This is a genomic window from Microcoleus sp. w1-18aA5 (assembly GCF_036701705.1).
Classification (GTDB): Bacteria; Cyanobacteriota; Cyanobacteriia; order Cyanobacteriales; family Microcoleaceae; genus Microcoleus.
In genome coordinates, this window is the sequence record NZ_JAUPTE010000105.1 from 1 (window position 1) to 19131 (window position 19131).

General features: G+C 43.4%; 16 protein-coding genes. 10 read left to right on the top strand and 6 right to left on the bottom strand.

What is annotated here, in order from left to right:
* Nucleotides 1-62 precede the first annotated feature (62 nt).
* Nucleotides 63-623 (top strand): transposase, encoded by a 561-nt coding sequence (locus Q5691_RS25160; protein WP_333347789.1) that lies wholly within the window; start codon nt 63-65, stop codon nt 621-623.
* A 219-nt stretch (nt 624-842) separates the two neighbouring features.
* On the opposite strand, the gene Q5691_RS27810 is transcribed toward Q5691_RS25160, so the two are convergent.
* Nucleotides 843-953 carry a transposase family protein gene (locus tag Q5691_RS27810; RefSeq protein ID WP_445304750.1) on the bottom strand — a complete coding sequence of 37 codons (111 nt, stop codon included), beginning with the start codon at nt 951-953 and terminating at the stop codon, nt 843-845.
* Nucleotides 954-1699: 746 nt separating this feature from the next.
* Here Q5691_RS27810 and Q5691_RS25170 point away from each other — a divergent pair.
* Nucleotides 1700-2197, top strand: a complete 498-nt coding sequence (locus Q5691_RS25170) for a hypothetical protein (RefSeq protein ID WP_333216787.1) — start codon at nt 1700-1702, stop codon at nt 2195-2197.
* A 66-nt stretch (nt 2198-2263) separates the two neighbouring features.
* Here Q5691_RS25170 and Q5691_RS25175 read toward each other — a convergent pair whose 3' ends face one another.
* From Q5691_RS25175 to Q5691_RS25185, 3 genes are all read right to left on the bottom strand, one after another.
* Nucleotides 2264-2629 (bottom strand): response regulator transcription factor, encoded by a 366-nt coding sequence (locus Q5691_RS25175; RefSeq protein WP_039886668.1) that lies wholly within the window; start codon nt 2627-2629, stop codon nt 2264-2266.
* A 322-nt stretch (nt 2630-2951) separates the two neighbouring features.
* Nucleotides 2952-5288: a polysaccharide biosynthesis tyrosine autokinase gene (locus Q5691_RS25180; RefSeq protein WP_333307702.1), complete on the bottom strand. Its 2337-nt coding sequence runs from the start codon at nt 5286-5288 to the stop codon at nt 2952-2954.
* Nucleotides 5289-5423: 135 nt separating this feature from the next.
* Complete coding sequence (locus Q5691_RS25185) at nt 5424-6896, bottom strand: polysaccharide biosynthesis/export family protein (protein WP_333347792.1); 1473 nt, start codon at nt 6894-6896, stop codon at nt 5424-5426.
* A 205-nt stretch (nt 6897-7101) separates the two neighbouring features.
* On the opposite strand from Q5691_RS25185, the gene Q5691_RS25190 reads away from it, so the two are divergent.
* The 3 genes from Q5691_RS25190 to Q5691_RS25200 all read left to right on the top strand — a co-directional run bounded on the left by Q5691_RS25190 (nt 7102) and on the right by Q5691_RS25200 (nt 11300).
* Nucleotides 7102-8523: an O-antigen ligase family protein gene (locus tag Q5691_RS25190; protein ID WP_333347794.1), complete on the top strand. Its 1422-nt coding sequence runs from the start codon at nt 7102-7104 to the stop codon at nt 8521-8523.
* Between the two features lie 246 nt (nt 8524-8769).
* Nucleotides 8770-10107: a flippase gene (locus tag Q5691_RS25195; RefSeq protein ID WP_333211229.1), complete on the top strand. Its 1338-nt coding sequence runs from the start codon at nt 8770-8772 to the stop codon at nt 10105-10107.
* Nucleotides 10108-10268: 161 nt separating this feature from the next.
* Entirely contained in the window at nt 10269-11300 is a 1032-nt protein-coding gene (locus tag Q5691_RS25200) for a hypothetical protein (RefSeq protein ID WP_333307707.1), read from the top strand.
* Between the two features lie 39 nt (nt 11301-11339).
* Here Q5691_RS25200 and Q5691_RS25205 read toward each other — a convergent pair whose 3' ends face one another.
* Both Q5691_RS25205 and Q5691_RS25210 read right to left on the bottom strand, forming a co-directional pair.
* Entirely contained in the window at nt 11340-12041 is a 702-nt protein-coding gene (locus tag Q5691_RS25205) for a CatB-related O-acetyltransferase (protein WP_333211225.1), read from the bottom strand.
* A 13-nt stretch (nt 12042-12054) separates the two neighbouring features.
* A complete protein-coding gene (locus tag Q5691_RS25210) occupies nt 12055-12999 on the bottom strand; it encodes a glycosyltransferase family 2 protein (RefSeq protein ID WP_333211223.1) in 945 nt (314 codons plus the stop codon).
* 387 nt (nt 13000-13386) lie between these two features.
* Here Q5691_RS25210 and Q5691_RS25215 point away from each other — a divergent pair, with 387 nt between their 5' ends.
* From Q5691_RS25215 to Q5691_RS25235, 5 genes are all read left to right on the top strand, one after another.
* Nucleotides 13387-14295 (top strand): glycosyltransferase family 2 protein, encoded by a 909-nt coding sequence (locus Q5691_RS25215; protein ID WP_333211221.1) that lies wholly within the window; start codon nt 13387-13389, stop codon nt 14293-14295.
* 1 nt (nt 14296) lies between these two features.
* On the top strand, nt 14297-15457 hold the full coding sequence (locus tag Q5691_RS25220; protein WP_333347797.1) for a glycosyltransferase family 4 protein: 1161 nt from the start codon (nt 14297-14299) through the stop codon (nt 15455-15457).
* Entirely contained in the window at nt 15457-16686 is a 1230-nt protein-coding gene (locus Q5691_RS25225; RefSeq protein WP_333211218.1) for a glycosyltransferase, read from the top strand. The genes Q5691_RS25220 and Q5691_RS25225 overlap by 1 nt, the downstream gene beginning before the upstream one ends.
* A gap of 59 nt (nt 16687-16745) precedes the next feature.
* Nucleotides 16746-17828 (top strand): NAD-dependent epimerase/dehydratase family protein, encoded by a 1083-nt coding sequence (locus Q5691_RS25230; protein WP_333211217.1) that lies wholly within the window; start codon nt 16746-16748, stop codon nt 17826-17828.
* 78 nt (nt 17829-17906) lie between these two features.
* Complete coding sequence (locus tag Q5691_RS25235; RefSeq protein ID WP_333211216.1) at nt 17907-18752, top strand: WecB/TagA/CpsF family glycosyltransferase; 846 nt, start codon at nt 17907-17909, stop codon at nt 18750-18752.
* Nucleotides 18753-19131: the final 379 nt, after the last annotated feature.

Genomic DNA, 19131 nt, shown 5'->3' on the forward strand with positions numbered 1-19131 from the left:
TTTAGCAGGCATTCACTTTGTCTGAATATCATTATGTTATATTATACCACTATGCGTTTTAAATGCACAACAGCTTAGTACCCGGAACTTGTTTGTATGTGCAAGGGAAAAGAGTGAGGAAAACTCTGCCTACTACCGGGTTTGAGCTTGCTTGTAAGTGGAAAAGGAACTATGGGAAATATCAAGTTAAAGAAGCCTGGTTTATTCTCACGGACTTAAGCTCATTGCGAGCAGCGCTCAATGCTTATAAGCAGCGGATGGGTATCGAAGAAATGTTTCGAGATTGTAAAACAGGAGGCTACGATCTGGAAGGAACAAGCCTCAAAGGGAACCGACTTATTAACATGATTTGGCTCATGACACTGGCGTACACTTGGGCAATATTTCAAGGCACTGAACTGAAGAAAAAGCAGGTACAAAAATATGTATCTCGTCGCAAAGAACCCAAGAAAAAATATCGCAGACGGAGTACATTTGGTGTTGGTAAGGATGGAGAAAAGTGGGTTAATTATCTAGAACAATATTCTTTAGAGGTGGAACAGTTAATGAAGTTAACTCCTTCTAAACGCCGCTTTTATCAACAAGGTATGCGGGCTGCAACCCTTATAAACTCTATCTCGTAGACCTCTTCGTCACCCCCCCAGGAGCACATGAATTGCTTTTTTATCTCCTCCCCGCTCGTAAGAATGGCGAAGACTTTTGCCATCAATTGCGATTACTTCTCCTGGATTGAAGCAACTAATACATTGAATCCAGCTCAAAAAATATTTCTGAAATTGCTCCGGTTTTAGGCGAAAAAATCCTCGCGCAATTGTGCCATGTGAAGGTATGCCATTCGGTAATTATAAAATTTTATTTAACCATTCGTATTTAGCTCGCCTGTAACTTTCAATATTCACCCATGTATCAACACCACAAATCACGGCACAAATTGAGAGGGTGATAATATTAATTGATGATGATGTTTCCTTCGCTCAATTCTTGGATATTATAAGTCGGTAAAATGGTCGGCGATGGTGATTTTAGGTTTGAGATCCATACAGGTAAACCCTAATTAAATATTTTGTAGTTACTCAATAATTTTTCTCCAATATATAGCCTTTCTCAGTAACATGAGGTGCTCATAGGGCATAGAGCATAGGGCATAGGACTCGCCCCCATACCTCACCACGCTTGAGAACCGCTATACCAGATTCTGTTAACATGAAATTTAGATGCGTTCGCCCTGTTTATGGCATCGCCTCTTAAATGAAGGAGAATTAATTAATTAATAATTAAATGGGGGCGCAAAATCAAAAATAAGGGCAATGCTTTTATCACAGTTTAAATGTGCAACAGCTTAATAACTTAAAAAAATCTCTTAATCATTGGGAATTGGTAATTGGAAAGTGGTAAATTGGAATTAATTGGAAATTGTGCTTGTATTGACGACTTTAATCATCATAAAATTCGCTCGTACTTGCCTTCCTCACTACCAATCTATAATGCTGATACCGTACACGATCGTGATTAACCCGACTGGATATCGACGGAAATCGATAAATTGAAAAATATAAAAATTTGTATTTTTCAAACTCTTCCAGTTCTGCTTGTGGGGCTTTGCTTCTAGCTCTCCTAAAATATGCAATTTCTATGCCGATTAGGTAATTGGTTTGTGTTAATATGCTAAAATATCCAACAACCACGCGGTAATAATTAGGTGGACAAACTTCAGACTGATATAGAGGCAATCTACTCTCAAATTGAGGAATTGCGCCTGGAACGCCAGCAGCTTAGTATTGCCGATGTTGTCCCAGCCGGTGATTCGCCCCAAGCCATCGCCGATGCTTATCGGCGTCACGCGAGGGAAACAGCACAAGTGTCGGCAGAAGTCAAGGGGATAGATGACGCGATCGCGGCTCTGTCTGCTCAACTGAGTCAGAAACAGCAGCAGTCGGTAAAGTTGCAAAGAATCACTCCGATGGAGGAGCAAGTTGAAGAAGGAAGAGTGCTTGCTCAGGGACACGCGGAACGGATTAATGAACTGGCGGCGGAACTGGCGGCGGAAGTGAAGGGACTCAAAGCTATCGCCGACCAAATTAGTCCCAGCTACTGGCAGGTTTATTACAAACCTTTTATTACTGGTTTTAAAAGTATTTCTGTTCCCTACGTGCGATCGGACGGGGATGTTTGGACTATTGTCAATCGAGTAGTTTAGAGAGGCTGCGGGAGCAGAAATAATCAGCGCTGAAGACAATTTTTTTCCTGTCCCTATTCCTCCACCTCAACCTCGCAGCAGTTGCTTAATAGTGCCGACCAATTCTTGAGGGTGAAATGGCTTGGCGATGTAAGCGTCTGCTCCTTGTTTCATTCCCCAATAGCGATCGAACTCTTCGCTTTTGCTCGAACACATTACCACCGGCAAATTTTGGGTTTTAGGGTCGCTTTTGAGCCGACGACAGACTTCGTAGCCGTTCATCCGGGGCATCACGATATCCAGAACGACTAAATCTGGGCGGTTAGCCTTGATTTGCTCTAGAGCTTCTACGCCATCACTCGCTACCGTGACGTTGAGCCCTCTACCTTTGAGCAAGTCGGCGATCATCTCCCGCAGAGTGACGCTATCATCAACAACCATAACTGTACTCATAGAATAATCCCTACCAAGTTTCTGGGTTGAAACGTTCTCATTAACGTTTACACTAACGTTCACCTTCAAAGGTGTCTTTTCCTGATTGAGATTGCGCTCTGCTAAATGTAGTTTACCCACTTTTGCTGATTTCTCAATCATTTTCTGAGTAATTACCGCCAAATTTAAAGATCCGCGCAATCTCGGTTGACACACGAGGCTATGTCCGTTAGTCTATCATTTTCTTTCTCAAATGGTACTATTATCAAAAAATCAGGGTATAGCTTGGTTGTGCGTTTCCCCTTGAGGACGGCGGCGCTCTGCCGCCTGCATCAACATTTGTCTAATTAGGATTTTTCGTACCTAAAGCCGATAGTTTTTGGTCGTAGACCCTCTCTAAAACGATCGGGCGCTGGCGGTAGCTGTGACCGGTGTTTTTGCAGCCATTAGCAACGATTCCCAAAACGGAAGCTCCAGAAATTTTTAATTCTTCTAAAACTTTGCGAACTTGCGATCGGTCGGTTTGCCCAATTTGGACGACCATAATCGTAGCGTCTGTGTGAGCTGCGATCAAGTGGGTGTCTGCTAAGCCTGCTAGTGGCGGGGTGTCATAAATTACTAAGTCAAAAAATGCTTGAAATTGCTCCATCAGATACTGCATTTTTTTGGAAGAAAGAAGCTTGATCGGATCGGGAGGAATTTGGCCTGCGGTAAGTACAAACAAATTTTCTTGGTTCGGGGCTCGTTGAATCGCGTCGTTGAGGCTGAGATCTGTGGAGATGGCATCGCCTAGGCCACGCACGTTTGGCAGTCCTAATTTAGTGTGCAGTTGCGGGCATCGCAAATCTGCATCTACTAACAATACTCGCTGTCCGACTGCTGCTGCTGTGGCTGCAAGGTTCAAAGCTACTGTAGATTTGCCGTCTCCGGCTACGGCTGAACCAACTAAGAGCGATCGAATTGCCCTGCCTGCACTCAGCAAGTGAATGTTCGTGTATAGCGATCGAAATGCTTCTAAAAATTGATAGTCCAAGTCGCTCAAAATACTTGGCCCCCCGCTCATCGAACCAGTATCTCTAGGTTCGCCCGGTTCGACTACTTCCACTTTCGAGTTCGATCGAGCCGATGTTAGTTTCCTCTGTCTGGCTGGCGGTCTGCGCTTGACTTTTTTGGTAAACGGAATCACCCCGAGTATTGGCAATCTTGTGGCGATTCTCAGTGATTCTGGAGTGTGGAACACAGTATTTAGTACCTCTACCAGCAAGCCGACTGCTATACCCAGGAGAGTGCTTAAAATTACTGCCAGCGCTAACTGTTTTTTGGTTTGTTTGATGGTAGCTGTTATAGGGTTGCCGTATTTGTCTAGCGGAATTTCCGGAGGATTGATCAGCACCCAGGGGATTTGCTGCTGAGCTGCATCGATCCGCAACGCTTCTCGTTTTGCTAAGAAGTCCGAAAAACTTTTAGTAACTACTTGCAGTTCCCGCTGTAAATTGTCGTATTGTCGAGTTGTGACTGAAAAATTTCTAATTTTTTGGTTGAGAGCATTTTGCGAAGCGGTCATTTCGCGATCGCGCGCTTCAACTTCTTTGATCTGGGTCTCTAAATTTCCCATCACCACTTTTCTTGCTTGTTGAGTGGCGGTTAAAATCAGTTCTTCCCGACTTTTTCGCAACGCTAAAACTGGCAAACTGTCTTCTCTATACTGAGCTAATTTTAATGACAATTCCGAGTCAATTCTCTGAATTTGACCTAAGAGTCCGGCGTAAGCTTGTCCTTGGGTCATCAGCAGCCCCTGGGGATTATTTTCGTTGAGTAGTTTTTCATAGCTTTGATAGAGGTTTCGCATCCCTTTTAGCTGAACTCTAATTTCTACTTGCTTACCTCGAATGCTTTGAACTTGTTCAGAGAGAGATTTCCCCTCCATCTGAGGTTCAAACAAGTTGCTCTGCTGCCGCAGTCTTTGGACTTGCAGTTGCAGAACTTCCACTCTTTCTCGGAGCTTGGGCATCTCCGTATCTATAAACTTAATACCTTGATTAATGCCCATCAGCCGTTGCTGCAAGCTGTAATCTAGATAAGCTTTAGAAATTTTCTCCAATACGCGGTAAATCTTTTTTTGGTCTGAATCTTTGTAGCGAACTTGTAAAATTTTTGTGCCTTGCTGTTTGCCATCTTTCGTGTAGCTGATGCGCTGGATCGACATTTTTGATATCAGTTCGCTATAGTTCATTTTGGGATACGAAGCCCGCAATTCCTCAATCACTGGCTGCATCATTCTGGGACTTCGCAAAATCCTAATTTGGGTTTCGTAGTCTAGTAGGCTAATTCCTTCTATATTAATTCTTGCTAAGTCTGCAGATTGGGTGTTGTTTAATTGTTTGGATTGCAAACCTTCAGCCGTGGCTGGTTCTACTAACAGGGAAAAGGAGCCTTCATACTCGATCGTAATCTGTTTAGACGTGAGGACGATCGCTGTTCCTGCCAGGGCGCTCAAAGCAATGGTGGCTGCTGCCATGACCAGGAAGCGACGGCGCACGACCCCTAACAACCAGGACAAGTCTAGCTTTTCTTCTTCTCTCTCCTCTACGAAGTGAGATCTGTAGTTCTGAGCTGCTAACTCCGGCAGCTTGCCATTCGATTTGGGTTTGAAGGGTTGATAATCTTGTCTGCTATCCATATTCAGCCTGGGTATTTTTGAGGTTGATATTTTTGAGGTTGATATTTTTGAAGAGGCCAGGTCGCGGCTGGGTAATCTTATTGTTTCGTTTATTCTAGCCTTTGCCAGGAATTATCCACCTCACCCGCCGCCTTCTTACCTGAATAAAAATCGGAGAACGTTTATAAAATTTAACACTCCCGTAGCTGGCCCGACAGGTCCGATTACAGCGTTCATGCGATCGACAAAATTGACGAGACCCCTGCGAGATACGATAATCATGTCGTTGTTGCGAAGTTGAGGATTGGTTTCTTCGTTAATTCCTTGAGTTAAATTGACTTCGATCGTCCGTTTAGTAGCTGTACCATCGTTATTGAGGCGGACTAGCTCAACTTTATCCCTCCTAGCTCTGGTATTCTCGTAGCCAAAAAATCCTCTGGAAACTAAAGCTTGATTCAGTGTGGCATTAGCTGGGAGCCTCAAGGGATCGAGGGATGTTCTGAGTTCTCCTACTACATAAACGTTAATGGCGACAGGGGCAAAGTTAGTGCTCGCGAGTACGCCAGCTTCTGCAGGGTTGACGATCGTAGCTTTGGGAACGATGATCGTGTCTCCCTGCTGGAGGATTGTATCTTGGGCACCGTCGCCGGACTCTAGGAACTGCCACAGGTTGACTGGGATAATTTGTTCGCCGCTTCTGGTGACGCGCCGCACTTGGATTTGCCGGATGTCGGCATCGGATGTGATGCCGCCGGCTAGCTGAATCGCCCGGATGACGGTGGGGAAACCTTCGCGGCTGAGGTCGTTTGTGGTGTTGCCACCGATCACGACGTAAGCCCCAGGGCGGGTGACTTGACCCACGATGGAGATCGATCGAGGTTTTTCTGGGGGTGGCGAAAAGTTGGCCGTCGCAAATTGACGAGCTTCTGCTTGGTTGAAGTTGGCGACTGTGGGGATCACGATTGTGTCTCTGTCTTGCAAAATGATGTCTTGAGAGATGTCTCCTTCTTGCAAGAATTTCCACAGGTTGACGTTGAGGACTTGATCGGGGCCGTCTCGTTGGGGACGGCGGACACGGATGTTGCGAATGTCGGCGACACCCGTGACGCCTTCTGCTAGTCTGATCGCTTGGGTGACGGTGGGGTACTGGACACTCGGCGAGGCTCCCGGACCAGGAGTTAGGGTAATGATGAAGTTTCCGGGCCTGGTGACTTCTCCGATGACGCCGACGTTGAGGGGGCGGGCGGCGACGAGGCTGACTGTGACTATGGGGTCTTTGAGGACGCGGCGGTAGGCGTTGCGGATGATGTTGGTGGCTTCTACTAAGGTGCGGCCGCGGACGGAGATCAAGCCGATTAAGGGCAGGTTGACTGAACCGTCGGAAAGGACTTCGTAGCCGCGGCTGAGTTCGGGTACTTCGAGTATTTCTACTTGGATGCGATCGCCGCCCCCGAGTTTATAGCTTTCCGGCGATCTCGTAACGGGCGCAACGTTCTGGGCTTGCTGTGCGCCTAGCGGGATGGGAAGTTGTGCCGGGGTGCTTCTGGCATCAGCGAGGACACTGGAAGCAAACAAGACAACACCCACAACCGACCGGGCTATCTGTCTTGGAAAATGGGTGTTAACCATACACCACCTAATTTTATTGACTATGATTTATATAAGTGTAGCCTTTTTAGTGCTGGGCAAAAAGCTCATTATTTTAAGCTATCGCCGAAAAAACGATGCTGTATTTTTGCTTGATCCCTAATTTCTGTGTTAGCGTGGTTCCGGGTTGATGGCTATATTTTATATCTAGATAATTTTGTCTTGTTTGGGATAAAGGAAAGCAATTATGACTGAACCAGTGTCTCTACCAAATATGCTGAAAGAGCTGATTTTAGGTAGTTCTTCATTGACATGGATGCTACTTGCTATAGTCGCGATAGCCACTATACTATTATTTCAATTTGCTAGCTCTAAAAAAATAGGTTTAGCTTTAGAAAAAAGCTTTGCTGGTCTTTATATTTTCATCTCTCCCTTTCTGATACAACCTCCTTTTAATTACTTGCATTTTGTCAACTTGAAAGATCCAGAAGGTGGCATATTAAAACTCATACCTTATTTTTTTTACCCCTGGGTAGTATTTATTTTAATTTCAAGAATTAAAAAATTTAGTAGCAATTTTATAGAAATTTTTGCCAAAATATTGACAATGAATCCTTTTTTCTTACTTTATATATTACTGCCATTACTGTCTACATTATGGTCTCTAGTTCCTGAAGCAACGCTAAGAGCAGGCCTAGCTTTTTCAGGATTTACTGCTTTCGGGTTTTACATTGCAGCCCAATATAAATGGGAGGATTTATCTCGTTTCTGGCGGTGGGGATACACGGCAATAGGTTTGGCAAGTTTCGTAATAGAACCCCCTGGATCAGGCGATTTTGTCGGCTTAACCCAATCTAAAAATTCTTTGGGGGGAGTCTTAGCTCTCTGTACGGCATTTTGGTATTTGCATTATTTTCAAGGAGCTAAAACTCAGAAAGAGCGCTGGATTTCTTTGGGAATGATGTTCTTTTCGTTTTACCTAGTAAGGGCTAATAAATCGGGATCTGCTCTAGTGATTACTATCATATTAATAATGGCAGTGTCGTCACTAAATTTTCTAAAAAAATTAAGTTTTCAGTGGGCATTTACTGCGATTATATGTTTCCTGGTGGTCAGCATAATTATGACTGTTTTTGTAGTAGACAACCTAGAGGATATTATTGTAGGTGGGTTAGGCAAGGACTTGACTCTAACTGGGCGGACAGAATTCTGGCCACAGTTAGTGGCTGCGGTCAATCAGCGTCCCTGGTTTGGCTACGGATACGATGGATTTTTTCAACAAGATAAGCTAGGAGCGGGTACTCCTGCTTATTTTATTTATACTCCAAATGGATTTCAACCGAAAAATCCTCACAATGGCGCCATCGGGATCTTGTTAGCCTTCGGTTGGCCGGGATTAATTTTAATGATGACTTCCTTGGTACTCAATTTAGCTTACGCAGTTCGGTATTTGAGTCGTAGCACTCTGGAAGAAGCGGGAATGCCTATTTGTTTTCTAGTGTCTATTATTATAAGCAACATCACAGAAGGTTATATTATAGAGATAGCAAATCCTTGGCTGAGTTACGCAATGTTGACGGTTCGACTTGCGATAGATAATGCTAACAATAGTTCTAACAGTAGCACCAGTAACCCTCAAAGGCGTTCTTTAGCTCACACTGTCCATTGAAGTAACCATTGGGCGGATCGTGGGTCAAGTAGGGGAACATCTCATATTTGTAAAAACACTTCTTCTGACTCCTTCCTTCTTCCTCTTTCCTTCTACCTCCAAACTCCAATTTCTAGGTTGGCTGCTTTCATTAAGACGCTCCCTCAAGTTGTGGTATGTTGTTATAGGATCAACCAGTCTAATTTTGCAAGATTGCCGACCCTGCCAGAACCGCGTTTGTGTTTTGTAAAGATTTAAAATATTCTGATGCTAGATAAGTTAACTGCGGTCAGTCAAAGGCTCGGCCCTAGTCTGCGCCAGGTACTCAGCAACATAGCTTGGCTGTTCACTGACCAAATCTTGCAGATGGGTCTAGGCCTGTTTGTAGGCCTTTGGGTGGCTCGCTATCTTGGTCCGACACAATTTGGATTGCTCAACTACGCGATCGCCTTTGTGTCGCTGTTTAGTTCAGTGGCAACGATGGGGTTGGGTACTCTGGTAGTGAGGAATATCGCTCGCGACCCAGAATGCAAAAATGAGACTCTGGGAACAGCCTTCGGACTGCAATTTACTGGTGGCTGCATCACTTTGTTGTTAACTGTCACCGTGATTGCGCTACTCAAGCCCAACGACACTCTGACTCGGTGGCTGGTAGGTATCATCGCAGCAGGAACTATCTTTAATGCTTTTGAGGCTATCAATTTTTGGTTTCAGTCCCAAATCCAGTCAAAATATACAGTGTTGGCTAAAAATTCGGTATGTTTTTTAGTTGCTGCTGTCAGAATTGGGTTAGTGACAATTAAAGCCCCCCTGCTTGCCTTCGCCTGGGTTCGATTGGGAGAGGTGGCATTGGTAGGAATCGCTTATGTATATTTTTATAAGCTTACGGGGAATAAAATTAAGGATTGGCATTTTAGTTGGGAACGGTGTAAGGAACTGCTCTCGGAGAGCTGGCCGATAATTTTGTCGGGATTGGCAGTTTATGTGTACTCAAAAACCGATCAGATAATGCTCGGCGCCATGAATCAAAATGCTCAACTGGGCTATTATGCTGCGGCTGTTAAAATTTCGGAAATCTGCGATTTTTTGCCGATGATCATATCAAGCTCTATTTTTCCCAAATTAGCGAATTTGAGAAAGACAAATTATGAAGAATATCTAAATAAATTTCAAATTTACTCGGATATTATGATATTTTTATGGTTGGGGGTGGCCATACCGATATCATTACTTTCTCCCTGGATAGTGCATCTGCTTTACGGTGAAAAATATGCACAGTCAGCAGCGGTACTGGCTCTCTACGTTTGGGCGCAATTTGGCAGTAATTTTGGAGTAGCACGGAGTACATATTTGAACATAGAAGGTCAGTTGCGCTACGGCCTTTACTTAACTGTAGTCGGATCTATTTTCAATGTAGCGTTGAACTTTTTTTTGATTCCTAAGTATGGAGCTTTTGGAGCAACTGCAGCTACTCTTATAACTTATTTTTACGTGATTATATTAGTGAATTTCTTGATTAAGGAATTGCGCCCCTTCGGGAATTTCATCTGGCGATCGCTTAACTTATACAAGGCAGCTTGTAGAATCAGAGGATTAATAAAGTGATTCAAATTAAACCTAAAATCGAACAGCGATCGAATTGCCCCTATTGTGGAACAGAACTTCATCCCAAAAATGTTCTGTGGCACGGTATCCACATTATTCTAGACTCTAAGTGCGAGGGATGCGGCAGCGAGATAATCGACGATTTGAGAGTAGGTCATGGAGTGAAAAACTACATCCAAGTTAATTTAATAAAAGGAGAAGTTTTTGCAGCCGATACTTACAAAAAGGAATGGTTAGGCAAACCATTACTCTATTCACTCCAAAATCCTCAACCGGAACAACTTGAGATTGTAAAAGAAATTTTTAAACCCTGCAATCGGGTAATTATCTTAAACTGTATCGATCATCTTTATGGTCACTCCCTGCTCAAGTTGCTAAATGCACAAAGGCACTTAGAATGCAATTCTGACTACGGGTTAGTTGTGATAGTTCCTAAGTTCTTAAGGTGGATGGTTCCCGATGAAGTTGCAGAAATCTGGACAGTGCCTATGTCTTTAAAAAATGGTCAGAATTACTATCCCAGTTTCGCCGAGTTTGTTGAAGAAGAAACTAAACGCTTTGATGAAATTTATGTCAGCGAAGCCCATTCTCATCCCAGTCAGTTCGACATCACGCGCTTTACTAGAGTTCCCAAACATAACTTTGAGAACAAAGAAATCAAAATTACTTTTATTTGGCGCGAAGATCGTTTATTAGTTAACCGTTTGCTGTTTCGAGTGCTTAGAAAAATAGATCAACAAGCAATGTCACTGCGATTGCAAAATTTAAAAATTCAGCAGTTATTTGAGAAGATCAGGTTGCAAGTACCAGAAGCACAATTTGCAGTGGCTGGTCTGGGGACAAAAACTAAGTTTCCAGAATGGATTAAAGATTACAGGGTGGATAGTTTTAATGAAAAAACTGAAAAGGAGATTTGTCACCTTTATTCAGAGAGCCGCTTAATAATTGGTCTTCACGGCTCCAATATGTTGCTACCGTCTGGTCATGCTGGTATGACAATTGATTTGATAGATGAGCGGTGGGGAAACTTTGCCCAAGATATTTTATACCAAGAAAGCGACCCGAGAATGGCTACTTTTCGCTATAGATTTTTGCCGTATCAGACTAGCAATGATACACTGGCATTCATAGCGGCTGTAATGCTTCTCAAGTGGTCTAAATTTAAATCCCAGATGACTGCTGATGTTATATAACGTCCGGCTACTTAGACATAATACCGAATCGGTTAGCATTCAACTATTTTCCGTATTATAAATATGGATGAACTTGTCAATGTTGTGAAAGTCTTTGACATTTTTTCTCAACCATTGTTCATCCTTGTCCCACCACTTAAACTTCAGCAGAAAATCAATCTTTTGTTCATCAAACCTATAGCGAATAAGTTTGGCGGGAATTCCTCCACAGATAGCATAAGGTGGCACATCTTTGGTGACAACGGCTCCGGCTGCGATGATGGCTCCATCACCAATAGTTACACCATCTACAACAATAACATTTGAGCCAATCCAAACATCATTACCTATATGGACAGTTTTTTCCTCTTCTTCAAAATATTTTTTGTCTACAAAGGTTGTCCCTACTAGCATCTTGGGCGAATAAAATATCGGATGGCTTGAAACAAAATTTCCTACAGGATGTACGCCTAAGCGAATGATGCAGTTGGGCCCAATCGAACAAAAATTGCCGACAACACCATTGAAAATTCGCGTATTATCGCGCACATAAGTGTAAGAACCAATGACAGAATCTTTTATGGCTACGCGACTAGACACACTAACATTGTGACTGATAGTTGAATTGGTAACCAAAGCCATATAGTCTTGATAAAAGTTATCATATTTAAACTTGTTCTTCCACCAATTGACTAAAAATCGCAGATATTCAGTGATCGGATTTTTGAGTAGAGAACTGAGAAGTGTTGACATTTTAGACATGGTTACTAATTACTTATTCAAGGTTAAATATTGTGTTCCCGCATAACTTATTTATTTTTTTCTTAATACGCCTGATTAATGGAGGATGATAATCATAAAATGTATCTTGAGTGAATTGATCGGCTACAAAATTTCGGATCGCGTGGTTGGGATGCCTTAAAGGAAAGGTTATTGCTTCCGTTGGCATATTACTGTATATACTATCTTCTCCTGAAGTATGGGTAGCTTGACTGCCAAATCCAATATTAGAAATTAAATTTTTTTCTGGAATAATAGCAAGTCCATTTTGAACCCAACAAGTAAAAAGCCATCTAAAAAACCAATTGTTGAGAGTTCCATCATAGGAAACTTGAAAAGCACTATCCCAAACTTTTACAGATTGAGGATTAGCTAATAAATTTTCGAGAAAACCTGCTTCCCGAAGTTGAGGCCATAACTTCATGTCAATATCATAGTATTGCCATGCTCTGCGCCAAGTTGCCCATCCCCAACAGTTACTAAAACGCGAAAAATAGTAACTGTCTTCTGTTCTTTTTCTCCCAAACTGTAAATTTACACCAGCGATTGACATAATCCGTTTGTCATCTCGATAATGCTCTAATAACTGTTCACAAAAAGGGAAGAAGTCTGGGTGGGGCAAACAGTCATCTTCTAAAATAATTGCTTCCTCTACGGTATTAAATACCCAGTCGAAACCGCTAGAAATGCGATCCTTGCAACCAAAATTAATCTCTGAATAATTTTTCAGAACTTCACAGTCCCAATCGACCCGATCGATAATTGCACGTACAGCGGCGCACTTTTCAGCTTCCCCAGGTTTGTTGGCACGAGGGCCGTCAGCAATTACTAACAGCTTAGGCGGCTTAACTTGTCTAATCGCCTCGAAGACTTTTTCGGTATTATCAACTCGATTGAAGACAACGAAAACAATGGGAGTTTTTATCGGAGAATGTGGCATTTAAACTGTTTAACTCCAAGGATTATAAATATTTTTGCTTAGTAGAACTCATCATTATAAATGTGCTAGGAAGCTTGCAGGGTTGGTCTGTTAACTTAAGTTCTAAATTCCAATTTATCACCAAAAAGTTCGCGGGTCAACTATAATACAGCAATAGTTTACCCAGACAGACTTCTAAGACTGACGCTCTTAAACTCTCAAACCTTGATACCCCGACCCCCAGGGCTAAGTGGGGCACTCTTAAAGCCCTCTTGTGAAAGGGGCGAGCGACTGCGTAAGCCCTAATTTCGTTCTTGTAGCGGCGGTTGCAACCGCCGAGCAAGTGGCCAAATAAAACACTGTTACTTTTAGCCTTACCTATCGTTAAAAACCGCAACACAGGGAAGAATGAACCGTACTAATATCGCCGTCCTTTTAACTTGCTTCAACCGCAAACAGAAAACATTGGCTTGCTTAGAGGCTCTTTTTAACCAGGCACTTCCAGCCAATGTAGATATTTCCACCTATATAGTAGATGATGCCAGTACCGACGGTACCAGCGAAGCAGTTCACCAAGCCTACCCTCAAGTCAAGATTTTTCATGGGGATGGCAATTTATTCTGGAACGGCGGAATGCGCTTTGCTTTCACCGAAGCCATGAAAGACGATCCCGACTACTACCTTTGGCTGAACGACGATACAATTATGTATCCAGAAGCCCTTAAAACCTTATTAACAACCAGCAACCAACTCGCTCAAAAAGGAGAAACAAAAGCCATCGTCTCCGGTTCTACCTGCGATCCCCAAACGGGTAAAACTACTTACGGTGGCGTGGTGCGAGACCACCCCCTTCTTCCCTTCCGATACCGCCTCGTAGAACCAACTCAAGAAGCTCTACTTTGTAGCACAATACATGGCAACTGCGTTCTACTTCCCCGCAATGTCGTCCAACTTGTGGGCAACCTAAATCCTGCTTTTGTTCATTATATTGGCGATTGGGATTATGGTTTACGAGCGAGACAGAAAGGATGTACAGTTTGGATTGCTCCCGGTCATTTAGGAACTTGTTCCCTAAACCCACAGGTGACAAAAACCGCTGCAAAAAATTTGAGCGAAGGGTTAGATAAAATGAGCACGCCGAAAGGTTTATCCTTTAAAGATGCGACCCTGCAACCGCCTGGAGAATGGAAAGTATTTACTCAGCAGCATGGTGGTTTGTTGTGGCCAATTTATTGGCTGCTACCTTATCGAAGGTTAGTTTGGTTGTCAGTGTTGAGTAAACTGGGATTGACTAAAAACAAAACTCAAGGTGAATAGGATGGTTGACAAAAATGAATTTCGCATCGCTTGGCTCGTTCCTTCGGCAGAATTTGGGGCCTATTGGCCGCCGGTTTTACATGAACTCAAAAAACTAATTCCGAACACGATTTTTTATACAGGTCGCCTCTGGCCTCGCTATGATCCGGAAGCTCCGGGTACAGAAGTAGTCGAAGTTGTGGGAGATACTCAATTCATCACCACCCAAAAGATAGAAACGGGGTACAGTCGTGGTTATATTAAGGCTACTCCTGGGATTATTTTTCCTCTTTTGAAATTCAAGCCCCAGGTCATTTTTGCTAGTGGATTTTCGATCTGGACATTGGTAGCTATAATCTTTAAGCCTATAGGGAAATGGCGAGTGGTTTTAGTTTATGAAAGTAGTTCCCCGAATGTAGACTTTCGAGATTCTAAGGTGCGCTCGACTATTCGACGCTGGATGGGGAAATTTGCGGATACCTTTGTTTCTAATAGTCGCCGAGGTAAAGAATATTTGGTAGAAGTGATTGGGACCGACGAAAGTAATATCTTTGCTAAACCTTACATGGTTCCTGATGCTAAAGCTTTGGTACAAAAGTTAGAAAATAATAAGTCTGTATCCTTGTCATTTCCCCACCCAATTTTTTTGTGCGTGGGTCAAGTAATTTCTCGCAAAGGGATTAAGAATCTGTTAGAAGCTTGCACACTTTTGCAAAGCCAAGGATACTCGAATTACACAGTCATTATCGTTGGAGACGGAGAACAGCGACCGGAACTAGAAGCTCTTACAAAAGAATGGGGTTTAGAAAAACAAATTGTTTGGACAGGGTGGATAGAATACGGATACTTGGGGTCTTATTTTCTAGAAGCTGATGTGTTTGTTTTTCCTACGTTAGAAGATACTTGGGGAATGGTGGTGCTAGAAGCGATGGCATTTGGTAAGCCGGTTTTGTGTTCAAAATGGGCTGGGGCTTGCGAAATGATCGTTGAAGGTGAAAATGGTTATATTTTTGATCCCTATCAGTCGGAAGGTATTGCAAACGCGATGCGGGACTTGATTGATTGCCCCGAAAAGTTAGTGATGATGGGGCAAAAATCCCAGGAACTGATCGCTGAACATACACCAGAAAAGGCTGCCAAATTAATAGCAGATGTGACGTCGCTAGTATTGGAGAAAAGTTGATGAAAATTCTTTTATCTGCCTTTGCGTGCGAACCGAATCTCGGCTCGGAAGAGGGAGTAGGATGGAATACGGTTATCCAATCTGCTAAACATCACGAAAGTTGGGTATTTACTCGCACGTTTTGTCGATCGTACATTGAAGCAGAACTAGAGCGGAACCCAGTGCCAAACCTGCACTTTGTTTATTTTGATCCGTTTGGGTGGAGCGAAGATTGGAAGGGGAAACAAGGATTGCTGCAACTTCACTACTATCTGTGGCAAATCTGGGCTTATTTTATCGCTCGGAAGCTCGATCGCGAAATTGGTTTTGACATAGTTCATCACGTAACTTACGTCAAACATTGGTCTCCAAGTTTCTTGGCGCTGTTGCCGCATCCTTTTATTTGGGGGCCTGTGGGGGGTGCAGAAACAGCACCAAAGCCTTTTTGGCAAGATTTTAGCCGCCGGGGCAAAATTTACGAAACGCTGCGGGCATTGGCTCAAAGCGTAGGAGAACGAGATCCTTTTGTGGGTCTGACGGCGCGTCGCAGTGCCGTGGCGCTGGCAACTACGGAAGAAACCGCAGCCAGACTGCGATTTCTCAAAGCAAAAAACGTGAAGATTTTCTCGCAAGTCGGTTTATCACAGCAGGAAATTCAAGAACTAGAGAAATTTTCTCCCCCGCCTGAGCAACCAATTAGATTCATCAGTGTCGGTCGTCTCTTACACTGGAAAGGGGTGCACTTGGGACTCCGTGCATTTGCGGAGGCGAAGCTGGAACAATCGGAATACTGGATTGTCGGAGACGGGCCCGAAAGGCAGCGCTTGGAAGCTTTGGCAACAGAATTGGGACTGGCAAATAAAGTATTTTTTTGGGGAACTTTATCTCGCACTGAAACTCTTTCTAAAATGGGGGACTCTCACGTTCTCCTCCATCCGAGTTTGCATGACTCTGGTGGTTTTGTGTGCACGGAAATGATGGGGGTTGGCCGTCCCACAATTTGTTTGGATTTGGGCGGGCCGGCTACTCAAGTGACAGAGCAAACGGGAATTAAAGTGGCTGCTACTGATCCCGATCGCACGGTGCAAGGTCTAGCAGAAGCTATAGTGTGTTTAGCGCAAGATCGTGAATTGCGAGAGCGCTTGGGTCGATCGGGTCAAACGCGCGTCAGGGAAATCTATGATTGGAATGTTAAAGGTCTATTTTTCGCCCAATTGTGCGAAGATGTATTCGATGGAAAATCAGGATAACTTCTGATTTGTTCGATCGGGCACAACAAAGAAAACTATATTTTTTCAGGCGGTGAAACGTGGGCGTTGCAATCATTACTGGCTCGGCGGGTTTAATTGGCTCTGAGGCGTGTAAGTTCTTTGCCAAACAAGGCTTAGATATAGTTGGCATCGACAATAATATGCGCCAGTTCTTTTTTGGTGCTGATGGTTCTACAAACTGGAACCGCCAACTGCTCGAAAAGTCTTTGGGTACCAAGTATTATCACTTAGATGTTGACATTCGCGACTATGAAGCGATTACCAATATCTTTCAGCGGTACGGCGAGTCGATCGAATTAGTAATTCACACAGCAGCCCAGCCCAGCCATGATTGGGCTTCCCGTGCTCCGAAAATAGACTTTACCGTCAATGCCAACGGCACTCTCAATCTTCTAGAAGTAACTCGCTTGTACTGTCCTAAAGCGGTTTTCATTTTCACTTCTACCAATAAAGTATACGGCGATACGCCTAACAATTTGCCTTTAATTGAATTAGAACACAGGTGGGAAATTGAACCAGGCCATACTTACGAAAGCGGTATTCGGGAAGATATGTCAATTGATCAGTGCCTGCACAGTTTGTTTGGTGCTTCTAAGGTAGCTGCTGATATTTTAGTTCAAGAATACGGTCGATATTTTAATATGAACACCGCTTGTTTTCGCGGTGGCTGTTTGACGGGTCCAAATCACTCTGGAGCTCAATTGCACGGCTTCCTCGCCTACTTGATGAAGTGTGCTGTCACGGGAACTCCTTACACCGTGTTTGGCTACAAAGGCAAGCAAGTTCGCGATAACATTCATAGCGCTGATTTAATTTCGGCATTTTATGAATTTTATAAAGCTCCCAAAAGCGCCCAAGTTTATAATACAGGAGGAGGCAGGTACAGCAATTGTTCGATGTTAGAAGCTATCCAGATGTGCGAGGCAATTGCGGAACGCAAGTTTAATTGGACTTATGCTGAAGGAAATCGCATTGGCGATCACATTTGGTGGATTAGCGACAATTCAAAATTTTCCAGTCACTATCCCAACTGGAAAATGAAATATAACGTTAAACAAATCCTACAGGAGATTTATGAATGTAACCGCGAGCGTTGGCTGAAAGAGGATTCTAATGATTGAACGGGGCAAAAAGAATGGGCTGGGGATTTCGGTAAACGATTGAATAATACAAGGTTAAAGAAATCTTAGGGGAGATTTATGAGTGTAACTGCGAGCGTTGGCTTAAAGAGGTGTTCCATGATTGATAAAGGGAAAAAGAATGTACTAGGAATATTAGTAAATGCCGTTAATTATGAAGCGGCTGTTAGCAAAATTATTGCAGCAGCCAGCGCCGGAAAACCACTGTCTGTTTCTGCTCTAGCGGTTCACGGGGTAATGACTGGAGTTCTCGACAGCACTCACCGTTATCGGATTAATCACATTGACTTAGTATTGCCAGACGGACAGCCGGTCAGGTGGGCGTTAAATTGGCTCTACCATACGGAATTGCCCGATCGAGTTTGCGGGCCGAATGCGATGTTACAAATCTGCGAACGTGCGGCAGAAGAAGGATTACCTATCTATTTGTACGGCTCTCAAGCTTCTGTACTGGAAGCTTTATCTCGCAATCTCTGCCAGCGTTTTCCCAAGTTAATTATTGCTGGAACTCAGCCTTCTAAATTTAGGCAGGTTTCGGCCCAAGAGAAACAAGAAATTGCACAGGAAATTCGCAACAGCGGTGCAGCAATTACTTTTGTCGGTTTGGGGTGTCCCCGGCAAGAAGTCTGGGCTTACGAATACCGGGACGACTTATCAATGCCGTTGATTGCTGTAGGTGCTGCTTACGATTTTCATGCGGGTAATTTGGCTAAATCTCCTGACTTTTTATCTAAAATAGGTTTGGAATGGCTGTTTCGGATGATGAAAGAACCTCGGCGCCTTTGGCAGCGGTATGTTTTTTTGAATCCGCTTTATATCTGGCTGTTTTTGCTACAAGCTTTGAAAATCAAAAAGTTCGACCCCACAGACGCGACGCCGCCTGTTGAAGAAGTATTATATGGTTGAAATTTAAAAGTTTCTTGTGCATTATGAGTGCTCACAAGAAAAAAGCAAACAAATCGTAACTAATCGTTTTGAGGTGCAAGTGCGATCGCATATTCAAGAAAACTTATATCAAATCCGGTGGCATCGGAATTATAGTGGGATATCTTAAGCTCGCTATCCAAATCGCGAGCTTAAGATATCCCACTGACATGATCCAAATATATTATGCCGATGCAACCGCAAACGATGTTACGCCAGAAAGCAATTTTTACATTATCTATGCAGTAAGCTGCGGACTGCACACCTTACAAACAAAGTTGGTTGGCATTGGTGACAAGTTAAGGAAAAAGGGAAATTGTCAAGGGTAGTATTTGCATGGGTCTGGGATCGTGGGAAACTT